Below are 22,827 nucleotides of genomic sequence, written 5' to 3'. Positions count from 1 at the left end.
ATGCCAACATTATGATTAATAAAGAAATAATATAAATTTCCAGACAAAATAACCAGCATAGAAAAGTGTGATGCAGATAACAGAACCACCCGAAATGAATACTCATTATGAGTTACTCACTGAGGCGCCCCAGAGGTTAAAAAGTCATCAACAAATCATTAATAATAAATAAACAAACGATCACATACGGGCACGCTAAATAAATTTCGTTTTCACACTGGAATTCACTTATGAAAAATGAAAAGAGAAAGTCGGGAATTGAACCGAAGGTTTTTTTTCCGCCATTAATAATTGTTGGGATACTTTGTTGGCTAACAGTAAGAGATCTTGATGCCGCTAACGTCGTTATTAATGCGGTATTCAGTTATGTCACCAACGTCTGGGGTTGGGCATTCGAATGGTATATGGTCGTCATGCTCTTCGGCTGGTTCTGGTTAGTCTTTGGCCCGTATGCCAAAAAGAAATTAGGCGACGAAAAACCCGAGTTTAGTACCGCCAGTTGGATTTTTATGATGTTCGCCTCCTGTACATCCGCCGCGGTGCTGTTCTGGGGTTCCATCGAGATCTACTACTATATCTCTACCCCGCCGTTCGCTTTGGCGCCCAATTCCACAGGTGCGAAAGAGATTGGTCTGGCGTACAGCCTGTTCCACTGGGGGCCGTTGCCGTGGGCAACCTACAGCTTCCTTTCTGTGGCCTTCGCCTATTTCTTCTTTGTGCGCAAGATGGACGTCATCCGTCCCAGCTCCACGCTGGTACCGTTAGTGGGCGAAAAGCATGCGAAAGGGCTGTTCGGCACCATCGTTGATAACTTCTACCTGGTGGCACTGATCTTCGCGATGGGTACCAGCCTCGGTCTGGCGACACCGCTGGTAACCGAGTGTATGCAATGGCTGTTCGGTATTCCGCATACGCTGCAATTAGATGCCATCATCATTACCTGCTGGATCATTCTGAACGCCATTTGCGTAGCCTGCGGCCTGCAAAAAGGGGTCAGGATCGCCAGCGACGTGCGTAGCTACCTGAGCTTCCTGATGCTGGGCTGGGTGTTTATTGTCAGCGGCGCCAGCTTCATCATGAACTACTTCACCGACTCGGTCGGCATGCTGCTGATGTATCTGCCGCGCATGCTGTTCTATACCGATGCCATCGGCAAAGGCGGCTTCCCGCAGGGCTGGACTGTTTTCTACTGGGCGTGGTGGGTCATTTACGCCATCCAGATGAGTATCTTCCTGGCACGTATTTCTCGTGGTCGTACCGTACGTGAACTGTGCTTCGGGATGGTACTGGGCCTGACAGCTTCGACCTGGATCCTGTGGACCGTCCTTGGCAGCAATACCCTGCTGCTGATGGATAAAAACATTCTCAACATCCCACAGCTGATTGAACAACACGGCGTGGCGCGCGCCATTATCGAAACCTGGGCCGCCTTGCCATTCAGCACCGCCACCATGTGGGGATTCTTTATCCTCTGCTTTATTGCCACCGTCACGCTAATTAACGCCTGCTCCTACACCCTGGCGATGTCCACCTGTCGCGAAGTTCGCGATGGTGAAGAACCGCCGCTGTTGGTGCGTATCGGTTGGTCCGTTCTGGTCGGCGTCATCGGCATCGTTCTGCTGGCGCTGGGTGGGCTGAAGCCCATTCAGACCGCAATTATCGCCGGAGGATGTCCGCTGTTCTTCGTCAACATCATGGTGACGCTGTCCTTTATTAAAGACGCCAAAGTGCACTGGAAAGACAAGTAATTCTTATTAACCCAATTGATCAAGAGGCTGAAAGATGGATTTCAACTTAAATGACGAGCAGGAGCTGTTTGTCGCCGGTATTCGTGAACTGATGGCCAGTGAGAACTGGGAAGCTTATTTTGCCGAGTGCGATCGCGACAGCGTCTACCCTGAGCGTTTTGTGAAAGCGCTGGCGGATATGGGCATCGATAGCCTGTTGATTCCGGAAGAACACGGTGGACTGGAAGCGGGTTTTGTCACCGTGGCCGCCGTCTGGATGGAACTCGGCCGCCTGGGCGCGCCAACCTATGTGCTGTACCAGTTACCGGGTGGTTTTAATACCTTCCTGCGTGAAGGGACTCAGGAACAAATCGATAAAATCATGGCGTTCCAGGGAACCGGTAAGCAGATGTGGAACTCTGCGATCACCGAACCGGGAGCGGGATCGGATGTTGGTAGCCTGAAAACCACTTATACACGTAAAAATGGTAAGGTTTATCTTAATGGCAGTAAGTGCTTTATCACCAGTAGCGCCTATACCCCGTACATCGTGGTGATGGCGAGAGATGGCGCATCGCCGGATAAACCTGTTTATACCGAGTGGTTCGTTGACATGAGCAAAGCGGGTATCAAGGTCAACAAACTGGAGAAACTCGGTCTGCGTATGGATAGCTGCTGTGAAATCACCTTTGACGACGTTGAGCTGGACGAGAAAGACATGTTCGGTCGGGAAGGTAACGGTTTCAATCGCGTGAAAGAAGAGTTTGACCATGAACGCTTCCTCGTCGCACTGACCAACTACGGTACGGCAATGTGCGCATTTGAAGACGCAGCGCGTTATGCCAACCAACGCGTACAGTTTGGCGAAACGATCGGCCGTTTCCAGCTGATTCAGGAGAAGTTTGCGCATATGGCGATCAAACTGAACTCCATGAAAAACATGCTGCTGGAAGCCGCATGGAAAGCAGATAACGGCACTATTACTTCGGGCGATGCGGCCATGTGCAAATACTTCTGCGCCAACGCGGCATTTGAAGTGGTAGACACCGCCATGCAGGTGCTGGGTGGCGTGGGTATCGCGGGTAACCATCGCATCACGCGCTTCTGGCGTGACCTGCGCGTTGACCGTGTTTCTGGTGGTTCTGACGAAATGCAGATCCTGACGTTGGGTCGTGCGGTACTCAAGCAATACCGTTAATCGACCCCTTGTAGGCCTGATAAGACGCTCGCGTCGCCATCAGGCAATTATGCCGGATGGCGCTGTGCTTATCCGGCATACATACCGCAAAAAAATGCCAGGAGCAAAATTATGGATCACTTACCAATGCCAACCTTTGGCCCACTTGCCGGGGTACGAGTTGTCTTTTCAGGGATCGAGATTGCCGGTCCGTTCGCCGGACAGATGTTCGCCGAATGGGGGGCTGAGGTTATCTGGATTGAAAACGTTGCGTGGGCCGATACCATCCGCGTACAGCCTAACTATCCGCAGCTCTCACGTCGTAACCTGCACGCCCTGTCGCTCAATATTTTCAAAGATGAAGGTCGGGAAGCGTTTCTGAAGCTGATGGAAACCACCGATATCTTCATTGAAGCCAGTAAAGGCCCGGCCTTTGCCCGTCGCGGCATTACCGATGAAGTGCTGTGGGAACATAACCCGAAACTGGTTATCGCCCACCTTTCCGGCTTCGGCCAGTTTGGTACCGAGGAGTACACCAATCTTCCGGCTTACAACACCATCGCGCAGGCGTTCAGCGGCTATCTGATTCAAAACGGTGACGTTGATCAGCCGATGCCTGCCTTCCCGTACACCGCCGATTACTTCTCAGGGATGACCGCAACGACAGCGGCGCTGGCTGCCCTGCACAAAGTACGCGAAACGGGCAAAGGTGAAAGCATTGATATCGCCATGTACGAGGTGATGTTGCGCATGGGCCAGTATTTCATGATGGATTACTTTAACGGCGGCGAAATTTGCCCACGCATGACCAAAGGCAAAGACCCGTATTACGCTGGCTGCGGCCTGTATAAATGCGCCGATGGTTACATCGTCATGGAGCTGGTCGGCATCACGCAAATCAACGAGTGCTTCAAAGATATTGGCCTCGCCCACATTCTTGGCACACCGGAAGTCCCGGAAGGTACCCAGCTTATCCATCGCGTGGAATGCCCTTACGGCCCGCTCGTGGAAGAGAAACTGGACGCGTGGCTGGCAACGCACACCATCGCCGAAGTCCAGGCGCGCTTTGCTGAGCTGAATATCGCCTGCGCGAAGGTGCTGACCATTCCGGAACTGGAAGGCAACCCGCAGTACGTTGCCCGTGAATCGATTACTCAGTGGCAAACGATGGACGGTCGCACCTGCAAAGGACCGAATATCATGCCGAAATTTAAAAACAACCCAGGGAAAATCTGGCGTGGCATGCCGTCACACGGCATGGATACCGCCGCCATTCTGAAAAATATTGGATATAGCGAAGCAGACATAAATGAGCTGGTCGGCAAAGGCCTGGCCAGAGTTGAGGAATAAACGCGACGCGCTGACCCGCGAGTGGGTTAGCGCTCACGCCTGATTTCAGTGGATAAAGCAATATGGATATCGTTGGCGGACAAAACTTACGTCTGATGTGGGACGACCTGGCCGGGGTGTATGGAGATAAAACGGCGTTAATTTTCGAATCCTGCGAAGGAAACGTTCGGCAATTTAGCTATGCCTCGCTCAATGAAGAGATTAACCGCACGGCAAACCTGTTCCATTCTTTAGGGATCCGCAAGGGCGATAAGGTCGCATTGCATCTGGATAACTGTCCGGAATTCATTTTTTGCTGGTTTGGGCTGGCAAAAATTGGCGCCATCATGGTGCCGATTAATGCCCGTTTGCTGGGTGAAGAAAGCGCCTGGATCCTGCAAAACAGCCAGGTAAGCCTGCTGGTCACCAGCGCCCAGTTTTATCCTATGTACCGCCAGATACGGCTGGAAAATACCACACCGCTTAATCATATCTGTCTGATTGGCGAACAGCTTCCGGTTGATGACGGCGTGAGCCACTTTACCCAACTGCAATCCCGCCAGTCCGCCACGCTGTGCTATACACCTGCGTTATCCACTGACGATACGGCGGAAATTCTGTTTACCTCTGGCACCACCTCACGGCCTAAAGGGGTGGTGATTACCCACTACAATCTGCGATTTGCCGGCTACTACACTTCCTGGCAAATCGCCCTGCGCGATGATGACGTCTACATGACGGTAATGCCCGCTTTTCATATCGACTGTCAGTGTACGGCAGCCATGGCGGCATTCTCCGCAGGCAGCACCTTTGTGCTGTTGGAAAAGTACAGCGCCAGGGCGTTTTGGGATCAGGTACGTAGATACCAGGCGACGGTCACCGAATGCATTCCGATGATGATCCGAACGCTGATGGTTCAACCCCCAGCGCCAACGGACAGACAGCATCACCTGCGCGAAGTGATGTTCTATCTCAATTTATCCGCACAGGAAAAAGACGCCTTTACCGAACGCTTTGGCGTCAGGCTGCTGACCTCCTACGGTATGACTGAAACCATCGTCGGCATTATTGGCGATCGCCCCGGAGACAAACGGCGTTGGCCCTCTATTGGCCGCGTGGGTTTTAGCTATGAAGCCGAAATCCGTGACGATCGCAACCGTCCCCTGCCCGCCGGAGAAATTGGTGAAATCTGTATTAAAGGCGTGCCGGGCAAAACCATCTTCAAAGAGTACTATGCCCAGCCGGAGGCTACCGCCAAAGCGCTGGAAGCTGAGGGTTGGTTACATACCGGAGATTCGGGTTACCAGGATGCGGACGGTTTTTTTTATTTCGTCGACAGGCGCTGCAACATGATTAAACGCGGCGGGGAAAATGTCTCCTGCGTCGAGCTGGAAAATATTATTTCTGCGCACCCAAAAATTCAGGACATTGTGGTTGTCGGTATTAAAGATTCAATCCGTGATGAAGCCATTAAAGCGTTTATCGTCCTTAATGAAGGTGAAACATTAAGCGAAGCCGAGTTCTTCAGCTTCTGCGAAAACAATATGGCGAAATTCAAGGTTCCCTCGTTTATGGAGATAAGAACCGACCTGCCGCGCAATTGTTCAGGAAAAATAATCAAAAAAAATCTGAAATAACCCTCCCGGTAGGAATTCCTCCTGCCGGGAAATCTATTTATCTGGAGATGAACTATGAGTGAATCATTACATCTGACCCGTAACGGCCCGATTCTGGAAATTACCCTCGACCGGCCTAAAGCCAATGCCATTGATGCCAAAACCAGCTTTGCCATGGGTGAAGCGTTTCTTCATTTTCGTGATGACCCGGAATTACGCGTCGCGATAATCACCGGCGGCGGCGAGAAATTCTTTTCTGCGGGCTGGGACTTAAAAGCGGCAGCTGAAGGTGAAGCGCCGGATGCCGATTTTGGCCCAGGCGGCTTTGCCGGTTTAACCGAAATTTTCGACCTCGATAAACCGGTCATCGCTGCGGTAAACGGCTATGCGTTTGGCGGTGGTTTTGAATTGGCGCTGGCGGCGGATTTTATCGTCTGCGCGGAAAATGCCAGCTTCGCGCTACCGGAAGCCAAGCTCGGGATCGTGCCTGACAGCGGCGGCGTTCTGCGTCTGCCGAAGCTACTGCCACCGGCTATCGTCAACGAAATGGTGATGACCGGCAGACGAATGAGCGCCGAAGAAGCGCTGCGTTGGGGTATCGTCAACCGCGTTGTCAGCCAGAGCGAACTGATGGATAGCGCGCGCGAACTGGCGCAGCAGTTGGTGAATAGCGCCCCGCTGGCTATCGCCGCGCTGAAAGAGATTTATCGTGCGACCAGCGAAATGCCGGTAGAAGAAGGCTACCGTTACATCCGCAGTGGTGTGCTGAAGCACTATCCGTCGGTGCTGCACTCGGAAGATGCGCTGGAAGGACCACTGGCATTTGCGGAAAAACGCGATCCGGTGTGGAAAGGACGCTGATATCTCATGAGCTATTACGCCTTTGAAGGCCTGATTCCGGTAGTGCATCCAGAGGCGTATGTTCATCCCAGCGCCGTGTTGATTGGTGATGTGATCGTGGGGGCTGGCGTCTACGTCGGCCCACATGCCTCACTGCGCGGTGACTATGGTCGCCTGATTCTGGAGGCAGGTTCTAACTTGCAGGATGGCTGCATCATGCACGGTTATTGCGACACTGACACCATCGTGCATGAGAATGGGCATATCGGCCATGGCGCAATCCTGCACGGTTGCGTGGTGGGCAGAGATGCGCTGATCGGCATGAACAGCGTCATTATGGACGGCGCAGTGATTGGTGAAGAGAGCATTGTCGCCGCCATGAGCTTTGTCAAAGCCGGCTTTCAGGGGGAGGCAAGGCAGATGCTGGTCGGTTCACCTGCTCGCGTACTGCGCGAAGTCACGGATCAGGAGCAGCACTGGAAACGGCTGAACACCAAAGAGTATCAGGATCTTGCGGTCCGCTGCCGGGCAGGTTTACGCGAAACACAGCCATTAACGCAGGTCGAAAAAAACCGGCCGCGCCTGCAAGGCACGACGGACGTAAAACCCAAATCAGCACAGTAATTGATGCCGGATGCGCTGACGCTTATCCGGCCTACGCGTCAACCACCGTTTATACCGCCATCAGGCAAACTGACAATTAGCGACGCATACTCTTGGAGAGCATCATCTGCCATTTCTGCTCACGGTTGAGCTCTGTTGGGGGAACGGCAGACAGCCGCGGCGTTTTCGCCACACTCACCTTTTTTTCCTGCAAATTGTGGCTCAATCGGTTGTAGAGGTGAGAATCAATACTGATGACTTTTACCAGACGCTGGCACTGGCAGCCCCGGCCTGCAATCTGATTAGGGATCATCTTAACTTCACAAACAATTTCTCCCACTTCCGACAGAATATAAGAGAGAGTATTAATTGCTTTGCAGTGCTCAATATCAAAATGGCGGGAAATTTCCTTTGCGGTGATCCAACGATCCTCAGCCATCATCCAGTCAGCAATTAACAAATAAAGCGGTCTTTCAACATATTTTTCACACATAAGCACACCATTTCACAAATTAAAAATCTGGCTACGGCCTGTCCAAATTAATAAAAACTAAGCCATATTAAAATTGTGGATATAAAGGATAGTATGCGACTTGAATGTTGATTAGTGTGAGCTATATCGTGCTTATTACATTGAAAATGTGGTTATGAAAGTGCATTTGGCCAGGAATGACCTTACGCGAATTTAAAAAAGGGTTTCTTTACAGAAACCCTTTCAAGATTATATTGCAGGTCAGGTTAACACAATTATCACCGAACCTATTTTTTATGACTTTTTGATCTGTGCGTGCATTTCCTGCACAGAGGTCACCTTCTCAGTGGCATCGGCATTCAGCGCCATCGCCGTCGCGAAACCGCCGTTCAGGGTAGTGTCATAATGCACTTTGTACTGCAGTGCGCTGCGGCGAATCAGCTTGGAGTCTTCAATCGCCTGACGACCTTCGGTGGTGTTGATGATGTAAGTGTACTCGCCATTCTTGATACGGTCCTGAATGTGCGGACGCCCTTCATGCACCTTGTTCACCAGACGTGGATTGATACCCGCTTCGCCCAGCACAATCGCCGTGCCGTGCGTCGCATCCAGCTCAAAACCAAACTTCAGCAGCTTCGCCGCCAGGTCAACCACGCGCTCTTTATCGCCTTCGCGAACGGAGAGCAGTGCACGACCCTGTTTTTTCATGGTGGAGCTGCTGCCCAGCTGTGCCTTAGCGAACGCTTCTGCGAAGGTACGCCCCACGCCCATCACTTCCCCGGTAGAGCGCATTTCCGGCCCTAACAGCGGGTCAACGCCCGGGAACTTGTTGAACGGCAGCACCACTTCTTTTACCGAGTAGTACGGCGGGATAACTTCCTTGGTGACGCCCTGCTGTGCCAGCGTTTTTCCGACCATTACGCGTGCCGCGACTTTTGCAAGCGCAACACCCGTTGCTTTGGAGACGAATGGAACGGTACGCGCCGCACGCGGGTTCACTTCAATCAGGTAAACTTCGTTATTCTTCACCGCAAACTGAACGTTCATCAGGCCGCGAACCTGCAGTTCGAAGGCCAGTTTCTGCACCTGCTGGCGCATTACATCCTGAATTTCCTGGCTCAGCGTGTACGCAGGCAGAGAACATGCGGAGTCACCGGAGTGTACACCCGCCTGTTCGATGTGCTCCATAATGCCGCCAATCAGCACCATTTCGCCGTCGCAGATAGCGTCCACGTCCACTTCAACCGCATCATCAAGGAAACGGTCCAGCAGTACCGGCGCATCGTTAGAAACGCTGACCGCAGTCTGGAAGTAGCGACGCAGGTCGGCTTCGTCATAGACGATTTCCATCGCGCGGCCGCCGAGAACGTAGGACGGACGTACCACAAGCGGGTAACCAATCTCTTTTGCCTTCTCAACAGCCTGTTCAATGGCCGTTACGGTGGCATTCGCCGGTTGTTTCAGCTTCAGACGGTCAACCGCGTGCTGGAAGCGCTCACGGTCTTCCGCACGGTCGATGGCATCCGGGCTGGTACCGATTACCGGCACGCCTGCGGCTTCCAGCGCGCGCGCCAGCTTCAGCGGAGTCTGACCGCCGTACTGCACGATAACGCCTTTCGGCTTCTCGATGCGCACGATTTCCAGCACGTCTTCCAGCGTTACCGGCTCAAAGTACAGACGGTCGGAGGTGTCGTAGTCGGTAGAAACGGTTTCCGGGTTACAGTTGACCATGATGGTTTCATAACCGTCTTCGCGCAGCGCCAGCGAGGCGTGTACGCAGCAGTAGTCAAATTCGATACCCTGGCCGATACGGTTTGGACCGCCGCCCAACACCATGATTTTATCGCGGTCGACAGACGGATTTGCTTCACACTCATCTTCATAAGTGGAGTACATGTAAGCAGTGTCGGTGGCAAATTCTGCCGCGCAGGTATCCACGCGCTTATAGACTGGGTGCAGGTTGTACTGGTCGCGCAGCTTGCGGATTTCCGCTTCGCGAACGCCGGCCAGTTTCGCCAGACGCGCATCGGCGAAACCTTTACGCTTAAGCTGACGCAGGAAGTCAGCGTCGAGGCCGTTGATGCCAAGGTCGGCTACTTTTTCTTCCAGGCGCACCAGCTCTTCAATTTGTACCAGGAACCAGCGGTCGATGTTGGTCAGGTTGAACACGCCGTCGACGGACAGGCCAGCACGGAAGGCATCGGCGATATACCAGATACGCTCAGCGCCAGCGTCTTTCAGTTCACGACGAATTTTGGTCAGCGCTTCAGGGTCGTCCAGGCTTACTTTCGGGTCAAAGCCGGTCGCGCCGACTTCCAGACCGCGCAGCGCTTTCTGCAGCGATTCCTGCTGGGTGCGGCCAATCGCCATCACTTCGCCGACAGATTTCATCTGCGTGGTCAGACGGTCGTTAGCACCGGCGAATTTCTCGAAGTTGAAGCGTGGAATCTTGGTCACAACGTAGTCGATGGACGGCTCAAACGAAGCCGGAGTACGGCCGCCGGTGATGTCGTTCATCAGTTCGTCGAGGGTATATCCAACAGCCAGTTTGGCGGCGACTTTCGCAATCGGGAAGCCGGTAGCTTTGGATGCCAGCGCCGAGGAGCGGGATACGCGCGGGTTCATCTCGATGACAATCAGGCGACCGTTTTTCGGGTTTACCGCAAACTGGACGTTAGAACCGCCGGTTTCCACGCCAATTTCACGCAGTACCGCCATCGAGGCGTTACGCATGATTTGATATTCTTTGTCAGTCAGCGTCTGGGCAGGTGCTACGGTAATGGAGTCACCGGTATGGATGCCCATCGCATCGAAGTTTTCGATGGAGCAGACGATGATGCAGTTGTCGTTTTTATCACGCACCACTTCCATCTCGTACTCTTTCCAGCCAATCAGCGATTCATCAATCAGCAGCTCGTTGGTTGGGGAAAGGTCCAGACCGCGTTCGCAGATTTCTTCGAACTCTTCGCGGTTGTAGGCGATACCGCCACCGGTGCCGCCCATGGTGAAGCTAGGACGGATAATGCACGGGAAGCCAACGTCAGCGGCAACCGCCAGCGCTTCTTCCATGGTGTGAGCGATGCCTGAACGCGCGGTGTCGAGACCAATCTTCTTCATCGCGATGTCGAAGCGACGACGGTCTTCCGCTTTATCAATAGCATCCGCCGTCGCGCCAATCATGGTCACGCCGAACTCAGCCAGTACGCCCTGGCGTTCCAGTTCCAGTGCGCAGTTCAGCGCGGTCTGGCCGCCCATGGTTGGCAGCACCGCGTCCGGGCGTTCTTTCTCAATAATTTTGCGTACTACTTCCCAGTGAATCGGCTCGATGTAGGTGGCATCGGCCATTTCCGGGTCGGTCATGATGGTTGCCGGGTTGGAGTTCACCAGAATAACGCGGTAACCCTCTTCACGCAGGGCTTTACACGCCTGGGCGCCGGAGTAGTCAAACTCACACGCCTGACCGATAACAATCGGACCCGCGCCCAGAATCAGGATACTTTTTATGTCTGTACGTTTTGGCATGGCTCTTTTACTCCTGATTATTTCGCGGACTGACGGTATTGCTCAATTAACTCGATAAAGTGGTCGAACAGCGGTGCGGCATCGTGCGGACCGGGGCTCGCTTCCGGGTGCCCCTGGAAGCTAAAGGCTGGCTTATCAGTACGATGAATGCCTTGCAGCGTGTGGTCGAACAGGGATTTATGCGTCACGCGCAGGTTCGCCGGAAGCGTCGCTTCATCGACCGCAAAACCGTGGTTCTGCGCGGTGATCATCACGGTGTTGTTATCAATATCTTTTACCGGATGGTTGCCGCCGTGGTGGCCGAACTTCATCTTAATGGTCTTCGCACCGCTCGCCAGCGCCAGCAGTTGATGGCCGAGGCAGATACCAAATACCGGAATATCGGTTTCGAGGAATTTCTGAATCGCGGTAATCGCGTAGTCGCACGGCGCCGGGTCGCCAGGGCCGTTGGACAGGAAGATACCGTCCGGATTCATCTTCAGAACGTCTTCTGCTGAGGTTTTCGCCGGTACAACCGTCAGGCGGCAGCCGCGGTCCGCTAACATACGCAGAATGTTACGTTTAGCACCGAAATCGTACGCCACAACGTGGAACGGCAGTTCATCGGCAGATTTTGCTTCCGGCAGGTCACCCGCAAGCGTCCAGCTCCCCTGCGTCCAGCTATAAGGCTCCGCGGTGGTGACTTCTTTCGCCAGGTCCATACCGTTCAGGCCAGGGAACGCTTTTGCTTTTTCCAATGCCAGCGCCGCATCCGGGTTATCACCCGCGATGATGCAGCCGTTCTGTGCACCCTTTTCACGCAGCAAACGCGTCAGCTTACGGGTATCGATATCAGCAATCGCCACAATGTTATGGCGCTTCAGGTAAGAAGAGAGGTCTTCGGTATCGCGGAAGTTGCTGGCAATCAGCGGCAGGTCGCGGATGACCAGGCCTTGCGCATGTACCTGTGAAGATTCTGCATCGGCTTCATTGGTGCCGACATTACCGATATGAGGATAAGTAAGAGTGACGATTTGGCGGGAATAGGAAGGATCAGTGAGGATTTCTTGATAACCGGTCATTGAAGTATTGAAAACGACTTCCCCAACCGCCGAACCTGTTGCCCCTATGGCCCGACCGTGAAACTGGGTTCCGTCTTCCAGAACCAATAGCGCTGACTTAATCAAAACACCCTCCAGAGAATATTCACTCACTTTATTTGCATATTAATTCATTAACACATCATGAATCAATGCAAATTTGCTTACCTATGGATTTCTGGCAAACGGCGGCATTCTAGAGATAGCCCACGTAAAAGTCTACCCAAAAGGGTAATTTTTATTATTATTTTGCGCCATTGACGAATTAACCCGCCTCCAGGCACCAAAAAGATCAACTAACTTAGAGTGGAAAACGCTTGCGGGGCAGGAAGAGTATTAAATCTCAGAAACAAGAGACAAAAAGTAGACCAAATGGTCAAAATTTACATTTAACCAACACAAAAAGACAATAAAACCTATAAAAACAAGACATTCAATTAAAAATAAACTTGAAATAGATAAAATAAAGGGCAATAAAATATTGCCCCATGTAATCAAATAATTATGACCACAATAACCACATCACGAAGGGTAAAAAACCTTACAAATTGCGTAAATCAAGCACATCTCGCATATCAAAAAGACCATTTGATTTAGATTTCAGCCAAACCGCCGATCTCACGGCACCGTTGGCGAATGTCATACGGCTGGACGCTTTATGCGTGATCTCAATACGCTCGCCAATATCGGCGAACATCGCAGTATGTTCCCCGACGATATCCCCCGCTCGCACCGTGGCAAAACCAATCGTGCCCGGTACGCGCTCGCCGGTGTAACCCTCACGGGAATAGACTGCGCAGTCTTTCAGATCTTTATCCAGCGCCCCGGCAATCGCCTCGCCCATCGCCAGCGCAGTGCCTGACGGCGCATCCACTTTGTGGCGGTGATGCGCTTCAATAATCTCTATATCGGTGTAATCACCCATCACTTTCGCCGCTTTCTCCAGCAGCTTCAGCATGACGTTGACGCCGACGCTAAAGTTAGCGGCGAAGACGATGCCAATATCCTGCGCGGCATCGCGAATAGCCTGTTTTCCCGCCTCATCAAAGCCGGTGGTGCCAATTACCATCCCTTTCCCATGCTGGCGGCAAAACGCCAGATGCGCCAGCGTGCCTTCCGGGCGGGTAAAATCGATGAAAACATCGAAATCATCTTTCACCGCTTCAAGGCTGTTTTGTACCGTAACGCCCGTTTTCCCGGCTCCGGCTAACTCTCCGGCATCGCTTCCCAGTAAGGAAGAGCCTTCGCGCTCCAGCGCCGCGCCAAGCTGTACGCCATCCATGCCAAGAGTGGCCTGAATCAACTGACGCCCCATGCGTCCACCGGCTCCCGCGATGGCAACGCGGATTTGTGCATCATGCATAGCTATTCTCTTTTGTTAATTTTACGTAAATCGTTTTCAGATTAACCAGCGTATCGCTGCGCCGCCAGCCGAAAACGTCGATAATTAGAATTTAATGATAAACAGGGAAAGATATCAGTAAAAGGCATGACGCCACGGAATAAGCAGCGTCATATCGTTATATAACGCGGAAATCAGGGGGCCAGTGCCAGAACGTGCGCCACCCACTGCTGGAACCCCTCGACATTCAGCCCCAGTGCCACCTGGGCATTAGCGGGTTGCCCCAGCCGCCCTTCGATATCTACTACCGTTGTGCCAGAGGTATATTCCCCCTGCGTTTCAACGGCGACAAAACAGGGCTTGAGCGTAAAGAGATCCGGGCGCACCAGCCAGGCAATCGCACAGAGATCGTGCATTCGCAGCCCCGTATTCATGCTACCGCTACGGTAATGACTGAACAGCGCATGCAGCATTTTTCCCGTCTGGTTAAGCTGAGGTAACGTCGCCAGATACTCCGGCGCAAGCATCGCCTGGTTGGTCACGTCCAGCCCGCACATTACAATCTCCAGCCCGCTATGGAAGACTTTCGCGGCAGCCTCGGGATCGATAGCAATATTAAACTCGGCGTTGGGTGTGAAGTTCCCGCGCCCGGCAGAACCGCCCATAATCACCAGGCGCTTAATGTTAAATACGCATTCAGGATAATGGGTCAGCAGCAGCGCAATGTTGGTCAGCGGGCCAATTGCCACCAGCGTCACGGGCTGCGGGGCATGCATCAGCGCATCGCGAATGGCCTGGAATGCGGGTTTTGCCATCGCCTGGCGGTCGTGCTCGACAAATTCATACCCTTCCATACCGGACTCACCATGCACGGAAGCGGCATCACGCAGCGGCCGCGCCAGCGGCATCGATGCTCCCTGCGCCAGTGGAACATCCGCATTCCAGAAGTGCAGCAGTTGCAACGCATTACGGGTGGTTTTTTCCACCGACACATTGCCTGCTACCGTGGTCATCAGTTGCAGATCCAGCTCAGGGGCAAACAGCGCGGCGGCAATGGCGGCGGCATCATCAATGCCGGGATCGGTATCAAGAATGATCGGTAAGCGCATGGTTTCTCCATAAAAAAATGCCAGACGTTAAGTCTGGCATCTTCTCATAATCGTAACCGGAAAGACTTACTCTACTTCACGAACATCCACACGCAGCTCTTTCGGCACTTCGAAAACGATGTTCTCTTCGCGGCCTTCCAGCGGAATAGCTTCCCCACCGCCAAGTTCCTGCAGGCGAGCAATCACGTTTTGCACCAGGATATCCGGCGCCGAGGCTCCGGCCGTCACGCCTACGCACTTCGCCTCTTTCACCCACGCTTCCTGGATGTCGGTCGCATCGTCAATCAAATACGCCGCTTTCCCCATTCGCTGTGCCAGTTCAGCCAGACGGTTGGAGTTAGAGGAGTTTTTCGAGCCGACCACCAGCACCACATCGGCCTGTTCCGCCAGCGCACGGACCGCTTCCTGACGGTTGGTGGTGGCATAACAGATATCATCTTTGCGCGGCCCGACAATTTTCGGGAAGCGTTGACGCAGAGCATCAATAACGTCAGAAGTGTCGTCAACGGAGAGCGTGGTCTGCGTCATGAAGGATAATTTGCCTTCATTTTTCACATTCAGTTTCAGCACATCTTCCGGTGATTCAACCAGGTACATTCCCCCTTGCGGGTTGCTGTACTGGCCCATCGTGCCTTCGACTTCCGGGTGACCGGCGTGACCAATCAGAATGGATTCTTCGCCACGACGGCTGGCGCGGGCAACTTCCATATGTACTTTGGTCACCAGCGGGCAGGTTGCATCAAAAACCGTGAGGTCGCGGCCTTTGGCTTCGTTACGCACCGCCTGAGACACGCCGTGGGCAGAGAAGATCAGGATCGCACCGTCCGGCACTTCACTGATTTGCTCGATAAAAATAGCCCCGCGCTCACGCAGGCTATCCACCACATAACGGTTATGTACCACTTCATGACGGACATAAATCGGCGCGCCGTAAATAGCCAGCGCGTTTTCGACAATGCTGATAGCGCGGTCTACGCCAGCGCAAAAACCGCGCGGGTTGGCCAACAGGATCTGCATTTTACGCCTCCAGTGCCGGTTCGACTTCCAGCACTTCAATATCAAAATGAACGGTATGCCCAGCCAGCGGATGGTTGAAATCAACCGTGATCGAGTCACCGTTGATTTCGCGGATAACACCTGGCATCTCACTGCCGTCCATTGCGGTAAAGAGCATGATAGCGCCAATTTCTGGCTCGCCCGCGTCCATAAATTCCCGACGCGAGAAATACTGAATTAAGTCCGGACTTGATACGCCAAAGGCGGCATCCGGCTCCAGAGCAAAGGTGGTTTTATCGCCTTCTTTTAGCCCCAGCAGCTGTTGCTCCAGTCCTTCAGACAGAGAACCGTCGCCCAGGCGAAACAGCGCAGGCTTGCCGTTATTGCGGGTTGACTCTGCGGTGGAGCCATCGTCGAGCTTAAGGGTGAAGTGCACCAGCACCGCACTGTTACTCTGTACTGATTTAGACATGCAGGTTGCTCTTTAAAATTGCTGCCGCCTGTCTGCCCGGTGGCGCTAGGCTTACCGGGCCTACAAGGATCGCAGTAAATTGTAGGCCGGATTAGCATAGCGCCATCCGGCATTTTTTTATGCGGCTTTTTTCTCTTTCGACGGCAGGAAGCCTTCGAGAACAATCAATGCCGCCCCGATACAGATAGCTGTATCGGCCAGATTGAAGGTCGCGAAATGCCAGTCGCCGACGTAAAAGTCAATCATATCAACCACGAAGCCGTGCCACAGGCGGTCAAACAAGTTGCCCAGCGCACCGCCAATGATTAACGCATACGCGATGTTGTTCAGCTTCTGCGTCGCCTTCGAGCGATACATCATCACCATCAGGATGACGCAAATACCGATGGCGATACCGGCAAAGAACCAACGTTGCCAGCCGCCGCTGTCGGCTAAGAAGCTAAACGCCGCACCATAGTTACGCGCGTAGTGCAGATTAAGCGACGGAAACAGCGACACCGTATCCCCCAGAGCAAAGTTCTGGAGGATCAGGTATTTGCTGCCTAAGTCGATAATCAGCACGGCTACCACCAGCCACAGCCAGCGTAGTCCTGTTGAACAGAGAGGCTTACTCATCAGGCAAACTTACGTTGTTCGCCATCACCGGCGATGTTGCTGACACAGCGTCCGCAGATATCTGCATGTTCCGCCACCTGGCCGACGTCGGTAGTGTAATGCCAGCAGCGCGGGCATTTCTCACCTTCGGCTTTGCTCAGTACGATTTTCAGACCTTTGAGCAGTTCGCTCTGCTGAGCATCAGCTGGAGCCGCTGCAAAATCTGCAACCGTCGCGCCGGAGGTCAGCAGAACAAAGCGCAACTCTTCACCCAGCGCGGTCAGTTTCGCCGCCAGCTCAGGTTCAGCGTACAGGGTCACTGCCGCTTCCAGAGAACCGCCGACTTTCTTATCCGCACGCGCCTGCTCGATAACCTTGTTCACTTCGCCGCGCACTTTCAGCAGTTCGTCCCAGTAGGCATCGTTCATCGCTTCGGTTTCGCCTAAGCCAAACAGACCTTCGTACCATTCACCGGTAAAGACGTACTTCTCACGATCGCCCGGCAGGTAGCCCCAGATTTCATCTGCGGTGAAGGACATGATCGGCGCCATCCAACGAACCAGCGCTTCAGCAATATGGAACAGCGCAGTCTGGCAGCTACGACGCGCCACACTGTCCGCTTTCGCGGTGTACTGACGGTCTTTGATGATGTCGAGATAGAACGAACCCATTTCTACGGAGCAGAAACGCATCAGGCGCTGTACCACTTCGTGGAAGTCATAGGCTTCATAGGCTTTCAGGATTTCGTCCTGTGCTGCTTGCGCACAACCTACCGCCCACCTGTCCAGCACCACCATCTCTTCCGGTTTCACCATGTCTTTAACCGGATCGAACCCGTTCAGGTTCGCCAGCAGGAAGCGCGCGGTGTTACGGATACGACGATAGCTGTCGGCAGCACGTTTCAGGATTTCGTCAGAAACGGCCATTTCACCGGTATAGTCGGTAGAAGCAACCCACAGACGCAGAATATCCGCGCCCAGTTTGTTCATCACGTCCTGCGGAGAAACGGTGTTACCGATAGATTTGGACATCTTACGGCCCTGACCATCAACGGTGAAACCGTGGGTCAGTACCTGGCGATAAGGTGCTTTGCCTTTCATGGCGGTGGAGATCATCAAAGAAGACATGAACCAGCCACGGTGCTGGTCAGAACCTTCCAGATACATATCTGCCGCATGGCCCGCAAACTCAGGACGCACATCCACAACGGATGAGTGGGTTGAACCGGAGTCGAACCACACGTCCAGCGTATCCGGGACTTTGACATACTGGTCAGCTTCGTCGCCGAGGATATCTTTCGGATCGAGATCCCACCACGCCTGGATGCCGTCAACTTCAACGCGTTTAGCCACTTCTTCCATCAGTTCGATAGCGCGCGGATGCAGCTCTTCGGTGTCTTTGTGAACAAACAGAGACATCGGCACACCCCACGTACGCTGACGGGAGATACACCAGTCAGGACGGTTGGCAACCATCGATTCAATACGCGCCTGGCCCCAGTCCGGGATCCACTGTACGCCTTTGATCTCTTTCAGCGACTGCGCGCGCAGGCCTTTCTGATCCATGCTGACGAACCACTGCGGGGTCGCACGGAAGATGATCGGTGACTTGTGACGCCAGCAGCATGGGTAGCTGTGCTGCATCTTCTCAACGTGCAGCAGCGCGCCTTTTTCGCTCAGCAGCGCAACGATTTTGTCGTTGGCTTTAAAGACATTCACACCGTCCAGATCCGGATAGGTACCCGCCAGGTATGCGCCGTCCGGGCCAACCGGGTTAGCGATTTCCAGACCGTATTTCTGGCTGATGACGTAGTCATCCGGACCGTGACCGCCAGCGGTATGGACCGCACCGGTACCCGCGTCCAGCGTAACGTGATCGCCAAGGATAGCCGGCACGTCAAAGCCCATAAACGGATGGGTAAAGCGCAGCAGTTCCAGCTCAGCGCCTTTCACGGTGCCGAGAATAGTGTATTCAGCCGCGCCAATACGCTGCATGACGCTTTCAACCAGATCTTTCGCCAGAATCACAGCCTGGCCGTCAATCTGCACCAGCGCATAGTCAAAATCAGGTGCCAGAGAGATTGCGCGGTTCGCCGGTAACGTCCACGGGGTAGTGGTCCAGATAACCAGCGAGATCGGGCCGTTGACGTCAGAAACGCCAAATTTCGCTTTCACCGCATCCTGATCGGCAGCGTGGAACGCCACGTCAATGGACGGGGAGGTTTTGTCATAATACTCAACTTCCGCTTCCGCCAGCGCGGAACGGCAGTCAACGCACCAGTGCACCGGCTTCGCACCTTTGTGCAGGTGACCGTTGCCGATGATTTTACCCAGCGCACGAATGATGTTGGCTTCAGTTTTGAAGTCCATGGTCAGGTACGGATGCGACCAGTCGCCCAGTACGCCAAGACGGATAAAGTCTTTACGCTGACCATCTACCTGGGTCGCTGCGTATTCACGGCACTTAGCGCGGAACTCAGCAGCGGTGAACTTCTCGCCCGGCTTGCCGTATTCCTGTTCTACTTTCAGCTCGATCGGCAGACCGTGGCAGTCCCAGCCCGGAACGTACGGCGAGTCATAGCCCGTGAGTCCTTTGGACTTCACGATAATGTCTTTCAGAATCTTGTTAACCGAGTGACCAATATGAATGCTGCCATTCGCATAAGGAGGGCCATCATGCAGAATGAAGGTTTTTTTGCCTTTTTTGGCCGCACGAATGATGCCGTACAGGTCATCATCAGTCCAACGCGCCAGCATTCCCGGTTCGCGCTTGGCGAGATCGCCGCGCATCGGGAACCCTGTTTCCGGCAAATTCAGGGTTGATTTATAGTCACTCATCAGATTCTCGGTTCCGTATTTAAAACTCGTATAGGCATTAAGCCGGTTTTGTTAGCCCAAAAAATTCACGGGCAGTCAACTCATCACGCGCAATCTGCGCTTTTAGTTCATCCAGCGAGGCAAATCGCTGTTCGCTGCGTATTTTTTTACGCAGTACTACATCTATATGGCGACCATACAGGTCCATTACAACGTCCAATAGATGCACTTCCAACTGCTGGCGTACGCCTGCTACCGTCGGGCGGGTGCCGATGTTGGCGACGCCGGGCAACGGTTTGTCACCCAGTCCCATCACTTCAACCGCATAAACACCTTTCACCGGAGAAACCTGGCGACGAAGCGGTAAGTTTGCCGTCGGAAAACCGATGGTACGCCCTAACTCATCACCGTGAACGACGCGTCCTGAGATAGTAAAAGGATGCCCAAGCAGGCTTTCGGCCAGTTGCAGGTTATCTTCGGCCAGCGCCTGACGTACTGCGGTGCTGCTGATACGCACACCGCCTTCACAGAAGGTTTGGGTGCTGGTGATATCAAAACCATACTCAGCGCCCGCTTCCTGTAATAACAAGAAATCGCCCGCACGGCTAGCGCCAAAGCGGAAATCATCGCCAACGGCAAGAAATTGTACACCAAGGCGCTTCACCAGCAGGTCGCTGATGAAGGTCTGCGCCGTTAATGCGGCGAAACGCCTGTCAAAACGCACGCACAGCACGTAGTCCACACCGCATTCGGCCAGATAACGCAGTTTTTCCCGCAGGCGGGTAAGGCGCGCAGGTGACTTGTCCGTCGCAAACAGTTCCAGCGGCTGTGGCTCGAAAATCATTACCACCACCGGTAAATTGCGTTTGCGCCCTTCTTCCCGTAAGCCTTGCAGCAACGCACGGTGGCCACGGTGCACACCGTCGAAATTACCAATAGTCAGCACACACCCATGCGGGGCCTGGCTGAGATTATGTATGCCTCGTATCAGCTTCATGTCTGGCTCAAAACAGTGAAAATCGTGAAAGTATACCCTGTACCGCGGTCAAGGTTAACCGGCGATTGTTTCTACGAAACAGAAAGAGGATGGTTTTCATTGTTATGAAACAAATTGACGCCCTTCACGGGCACACCAATGCAATTTTTCTCGTCGAAAAGCTGTATTCACGCCACGCAAGCTGGTAGAATCCTGCGCCATCACTACGCAACGAGTGCTGGAATTTAAACGGCGCTTATTTGCACAAATCCATTGACAAAAGAAGGCTAAAAGGGCATATTCCTCGGCCTTTGAATTGTCCATATAGAACACATTTGGGAGTTGGACCTTGGCTAATATCAAATCAGCTAAGAAGCGCGCCGTTCAGTCTGAAAAGGCCCGCAAGCACAACGCTAGCCGTCGCTCTATGATGCGTACTTTCATCAAGAAAGTATACGCAGCTATCGAAGCTGGCGACAAAGCTACTGCACTGAAAGCATTTAACGAAATGCAACCAATCGTGGACCGTCAGGCTGCTAAAGGTCTGATCCACAAAAACAAAGCTGCACGTCATAAAGCAAACCTGACTGCACAGATCAACAAACTGGCTTAATCGCCTGTCTGTTGTCGCTTTGTGAAAAAACCCGCGCAAGCGGGTTTTTTTATGCCTGTCGTTTGTACAACCAGCTTCGAAGGCAACCGTCATCCACTGACCTTGTTCGTACTCCTCTGGGCCGCTTCTCTTTTCAGCCAGCCGCCTTACCGGGCACATGAAAGTTATTTTCTTTCACTGTTTAATTTTTTTAATTTCATTGCTAATCAAATTGTGACCGTCATAGCAAATGACATAATTACTCCCCCAAAAACGAATAAACGCAATCCTGATGTAAGATTTGATAATTGATCACAATGCCCGTGTTAACTATTTTTCACCAAACCAATTAACTACTATTTCTCTCCAAAGGTTTAATTTTTTAGATAAAAAATAACAACTACCCTACTGCTTAGAAAGTAAAAGCTGTTTTTCTGGGCGTATCGCACCAATATCGGAGTTATTATTATGAGTTCTGTTATTGAGGATACCCAGTCTTGCGGGTCAGCATCATTATCTTTACTACAGCGTATTAGCTACGGCTCTTTGGATGTGGCAGGTAATCTGCTGTACTGTTTCGGTTCAACCTACATCTTATATTTCTACACTGACGTTGCGGGTATAAGTCTCGCCGTAGCAGGTGTCATCCTGCTACTGGCGCGTATCGTAGATGGTATAGATGCCCCAATCTGGGGGATCATTATCGATAAAACACGTTCACGTTACGGTAAATGTCGTCCCTGGTTTTTATGGCTGCCGCTGCCTTTTGGTGTATTCAGCGCGCTGTCATTTTGGTCTCCAGATATCAGCATGACAGGAAAAGCCATATATGCAGCAATATCCTATATGATTGCCAGCATTTTATTTACCGGACTTAATACACCGCTCAGTGCAATATTACCTCTGATGACCCTGTCCCCTAAGGAACGGCTGGTATTAAATTCCTGGAGAATGACCGGAGGACAAATCGGGGTTTTATTAATGAATGCCACAGCATTACCCCTGGTTGCATTTTTAGGTAACGGAAATGATCATGCCGGATTTATTTACACGGCGATTCTGTTTGCTGCGATATCCTGTTCGCTAACGCTTTTCGCCTTTAAAAATATCCGCGAAATGGATGCGGATAAAATACAGCAAGAACCCAAACTGCCGATGAAAAAAAGTTTCACGGCAATGAAAGGTAACTGGCCATGGATCCTGGGTAATGACTCCAACTTATTGATAGTGTTTTATGTTCAGATAATGCCCGATGACTTTGTCATGCAGCTCCACCGATTTTGAGAACGACAGCGACTTCCGTCCCAGCCGTGCCAGGTGCTGCCTCAGATTCAGGTTATGCCGCTCAATTCGCTGCGTATATCGCTTGCTGATTACGTGCAGCTTTCCCTTCAGGCGGGATTCATACAGCGGCCAGCCATCCGTCATCCATATCACCACGTCAAAGGGTGACAGCAGGCTCATAAGACGCCCCAGCGTCGCCATAGTGCGTTCACCGAATACGTGCGCAACAACCGTCTTCCGGAGACTGTCATACGCGTAAAACAGCCAGCGCTGGCGCGATT

Annotated in this window: 17 protein-coding genes and 3 pseudogenes; 8 read left to right on the top strand and 12 right to left on the bottom strand. The window is 52.7% G+C overall.

Annotated features, from left to right (window positions below):
* The first annotated feature begins 230 nt into the window (after nucleotides 1–230).
* The 6 genes from caiT to caiE all read left to right on the top strand — a co-directional run bounded on the left by caiT (nucleotide 231) and on the right by caiE (nucleotide 7,313).
* The gene (gene caiT / locus OGY19_RS09420) at nucleotides 231–1,748 is read left to right on the top strand and encodes an L-carnitine/gamma-butyrobetaine antiporter (protein ID WP_040230170.1); all 1,518 of its coding nucleotides are present in this window, start codon (nucleotides 231–233) and stop codon (nucleotides 1,746–1,748) included.
* 34 nt (nucleotides 1,749–1,782) lie between these two features.
* Nucleotides 1,783–2,925 carry a crotonobetainyl-CoA dehydrogenase gene (gene caiA, locus OGY19_RS09415; protein WP_003018898.1) on the top strand — a complete coding sequence of 381 codons (1,143 nt, stop codon included), beginning with the start codon at nucleotides 1,783–1,785 and terminating at the stop codon, nucleotides 2,923–2,925.
* 111 nt (nucleotides 2,926–3,036) lie between these two features.
* A complete protein-coding gene (gene caiB / locus OGY19_RS09410; RefSeq protein WP_048212732.1) occupies nucleotides 3,037–4,254 on the top strand; it encodes an L-carnitine CoA-transferase in 1,218 nt (405 codons plus the stop codon).
* A gap of 62 nt (nucleotides 4,255–4,316) precedes the next feature.
* Nucleotides 4,317–5,870 carry a crotonobetaine/carnitine-CoA ligase gene (gene caiC / locus OGY19_RS09405; protein ID WP_115600992.1) on the top strand — a complete coding sequence of 518 codons (1,554 nt, stop codon included), beginning with the start codon at nucleotides 4,317–4,319 and terminating at the stop codon, nucleotides 5,868–5,870.
* Nucleotides 5,871–5,924: 54 nt separating this feature from the next.
* Complete coding sequence (gene caiD / locus OGY19_RS09400) at nucleotides 5,925–6,710, top strand: crotonobetainyl-CoA hydratase (RefSeq protein WP_040230175.1); 786 nt, start codon at nucleotides 5,925–5,927, stop codon at nucleotides 6,708–6,710.
* Between the two features lie 6 nt (nucleotides 6,711–6,716).
* Nucleotides 6,717–7,313, top strand: coding sequence for a carnitine operon protein CaiE (gene caiE / locus OGY19_RS09395; protein WP_115600993.1), 597 nt, complete (start codon nucleotides 6,717–6,719; stop codon nucleotides 7,311–7,313).
* A 76-nt stretch (nucleotides 7,314–7,389) separates the two neighbouring features.
* On the opposite strand, the gene caiF is transcribed toward caiE, so the two are convergent.
* The 11 genes and pseudogenes from caiF to OGY19_RS09340 all read right to left on the bottom strand — a co-directional run bounded on the left by caiF (nucleotide 7,390) and on the right by OGY19_RS09340 (nucleotide 20,902).
* A complete protein-coding gene (caiF, locus tag OGY19_RS09390; RefSeq protein ID WP_003018912.1) occupies nucleotides 7,390–7,785 on the bottom strand; it encodes a carnitine metabolism transcriptional regulator CaiF in 396 nt (131 codons plus the stop codon).
* Nucleotides 7,786–8,058: 273 nt separating this feature from the next.
* The gene (gene carB / locus OGY19_RS09385; RefSeq protein ID WP_115600994.1) at nucleotides 8,059–11,286 is read right to left on the bottom strand and encodes a carbamoyl-phosphate synthase large subunit; all 3,228 of its coding nucleotides are present in this window, start codon (nucleotides 11,284–11,286) and stop codon (nucleotides 8,059–8,061) included.
* 17 nt (nucleotides 11,287–11,303) lie between these two features.
* Nucleotides 11,304–12,452 (bottom strand): glutamine-hydrolyzing carbamoyl-phosphate synthase small subunit, encoded by a 1,149-nt coding sequence (gene carA / locus OGY19_RS09380; protein WP_115600995.1) that lies wholly within the window; start codon nucleotides 12,450–12,452, stop codon nucleotides 11,304–11,306.
* Nucleotides 12,453–12,906: 454 nt separating this feature from the next.
* Nucleotides 12,907–13,728, bottom strand: a complete 822-nt coding sequence (gene dapB / locus OGY19_RS09375; protein ID WP_115600996.1) for a 4-hydroxy-tetrahydrodipicolinate reductase — start codon at nucleotides 13,726–13,728, stop codon at nucleotides 12,907–12,909.
* 173 nt (nucleotides 13,729–13,901) lie between these two features.
* On the bottom strand, nucleotides 13,902–14,816 hold the full coding sequence (rihC, locus tag OGY19_RS09370; protein WP_115600997.1) for a ribonucleoside hydrolase RihC: 915 nt from the start codon (nucleotides 14,814–14,816) through the stop codon (nucleotides 13,902–13,904).
* A 66-nt stretch (nucleotides 14,817–14,882) separates the two neighbouring features.
* Nucleotides 14,883–15,833, bottom strand: coding sequence for a 4-hydroxy-3-methylbut-2-enyl diphosphate reductase (gene ispH, locus OGY19_RS09365; protein WP_032948486.1), 951 nt, complete (start codon nucleotides 15,831–15,833; stop codon nucleotides 14,883–14,885).
* A 1-nt stretch (nucleotide 15,834) separates the two neighbouring features.
* Nucleotides 15,835–16,284, bottom strand: coding sequence for an FKBP-type peptidyl-prolyl cis-trans isomerase (gene fkpB, locus OGY19_RS09360; RefSeq protein WP_115600998.1), 450 nt, complete (start codon nucleotides 16,282–16,284; stop codon nucleotides 15,835–15,837).
* 117 nt (nucleotides 16,285–16,401) lie between these two features.
* The gene (lspA, locus tag OGY19_RS09355) at nucleotides 16,402–16,899 is read right to left on the bottom strand and encodes a signal peptidase II (RefSeq protein WP_048212740.1); all 498 of its coding nucleotides are present in this window, start codon (nucleotides 16,897–16,899) and stop codon (nucleotides 16,402–16,404) included.
* Entirely contained in the window at nucleotides 16,899–19,715 is a 2,817-nt protein-coding gene (gene ileS, locus OGY19_RS09350; RefSeq protein WP_115600999.1) for an isoleucine--tRNA ligase, read from the bottom strand. The genes lspA and ileS overlap by 1 nt, the downstream gene beginning before the upstream one ends.
* Nucleotides 19,716–19,752: 37 nt before the next feature.
* Nucleotides 19,753–20,691 (bottom strand): bifunctional riboflavin kinase/FAD synthetase, encoded by a 939-nt coding sequence (gene ribF, locus OGY19_RS09345; RefSeq protein WP_003837336.1) that lies wholly within the window; start codon nucleotides 20,689–20,691, stop codon nucleotides 19,753–19,755.
* A gap of 7 nt (nucleotides 20,692–20,698) precedes the next feature.
* Nucleotides 20,699–20,902 (bottom strand): annotated as a pseudogene (locus tag OGY19_RS09340) (DUF2575 domain-containing protein).
* A 117-nt stretch (nucleotides 20,903–21,019) separates the two neighbouring features.
* Here OGY19_RS09340 and rpsT point away from each other — a divergent pair.
* A complete protein-coding gene (rpsT, locus tag OGY19_RS09335) occupies nucleotides 21,020–21,283 on the top strand; it encodes a 30S ribosomal protein S20 (RefSeq protein WP_003018940.1) in 264 nt (87 codons plus the stop codon).
* Nucleotides 21,284–21,730: 447 nt separating this feature from the next.
* Nucleotides 21,731–22,504: pseudogene (locus tag OGY19_RS09330) on the top strand (MFS transporter); the annotation flags it as partial.
* Here the strand turns inward: OGY19_RS09330 and OGY19_RS09325 are convergent.
* A pseudogene (locus tag OGY19_RS09325) lies at nucleotides 22,481–22,827 on the bottom strand (IS1-like element IS1A family transposase); the annotation flags it as partial. The pseudogenes OGY19_RS09330 and OGY19_RS09325 sit on opposite strands and share 24 nt — an antisense overlap.

This window comes from Citrobacter sp. Cy070 (genome assembly GCF_030332245.1).
In the GTDB taxonomy this organism is placed as follows: domain Bacteria; phylum Pseudomonadota; class Gammaproteobacteria; order Enterobacterales; family Enterobacteriaceae; genus Citrobacter; species Citrobacter youngae.
The sequence above is the reverse complement of the archived record's forward strand: the minus strand, read 5'-3'. Positions and strand labels throughout refer to the sequence as shown.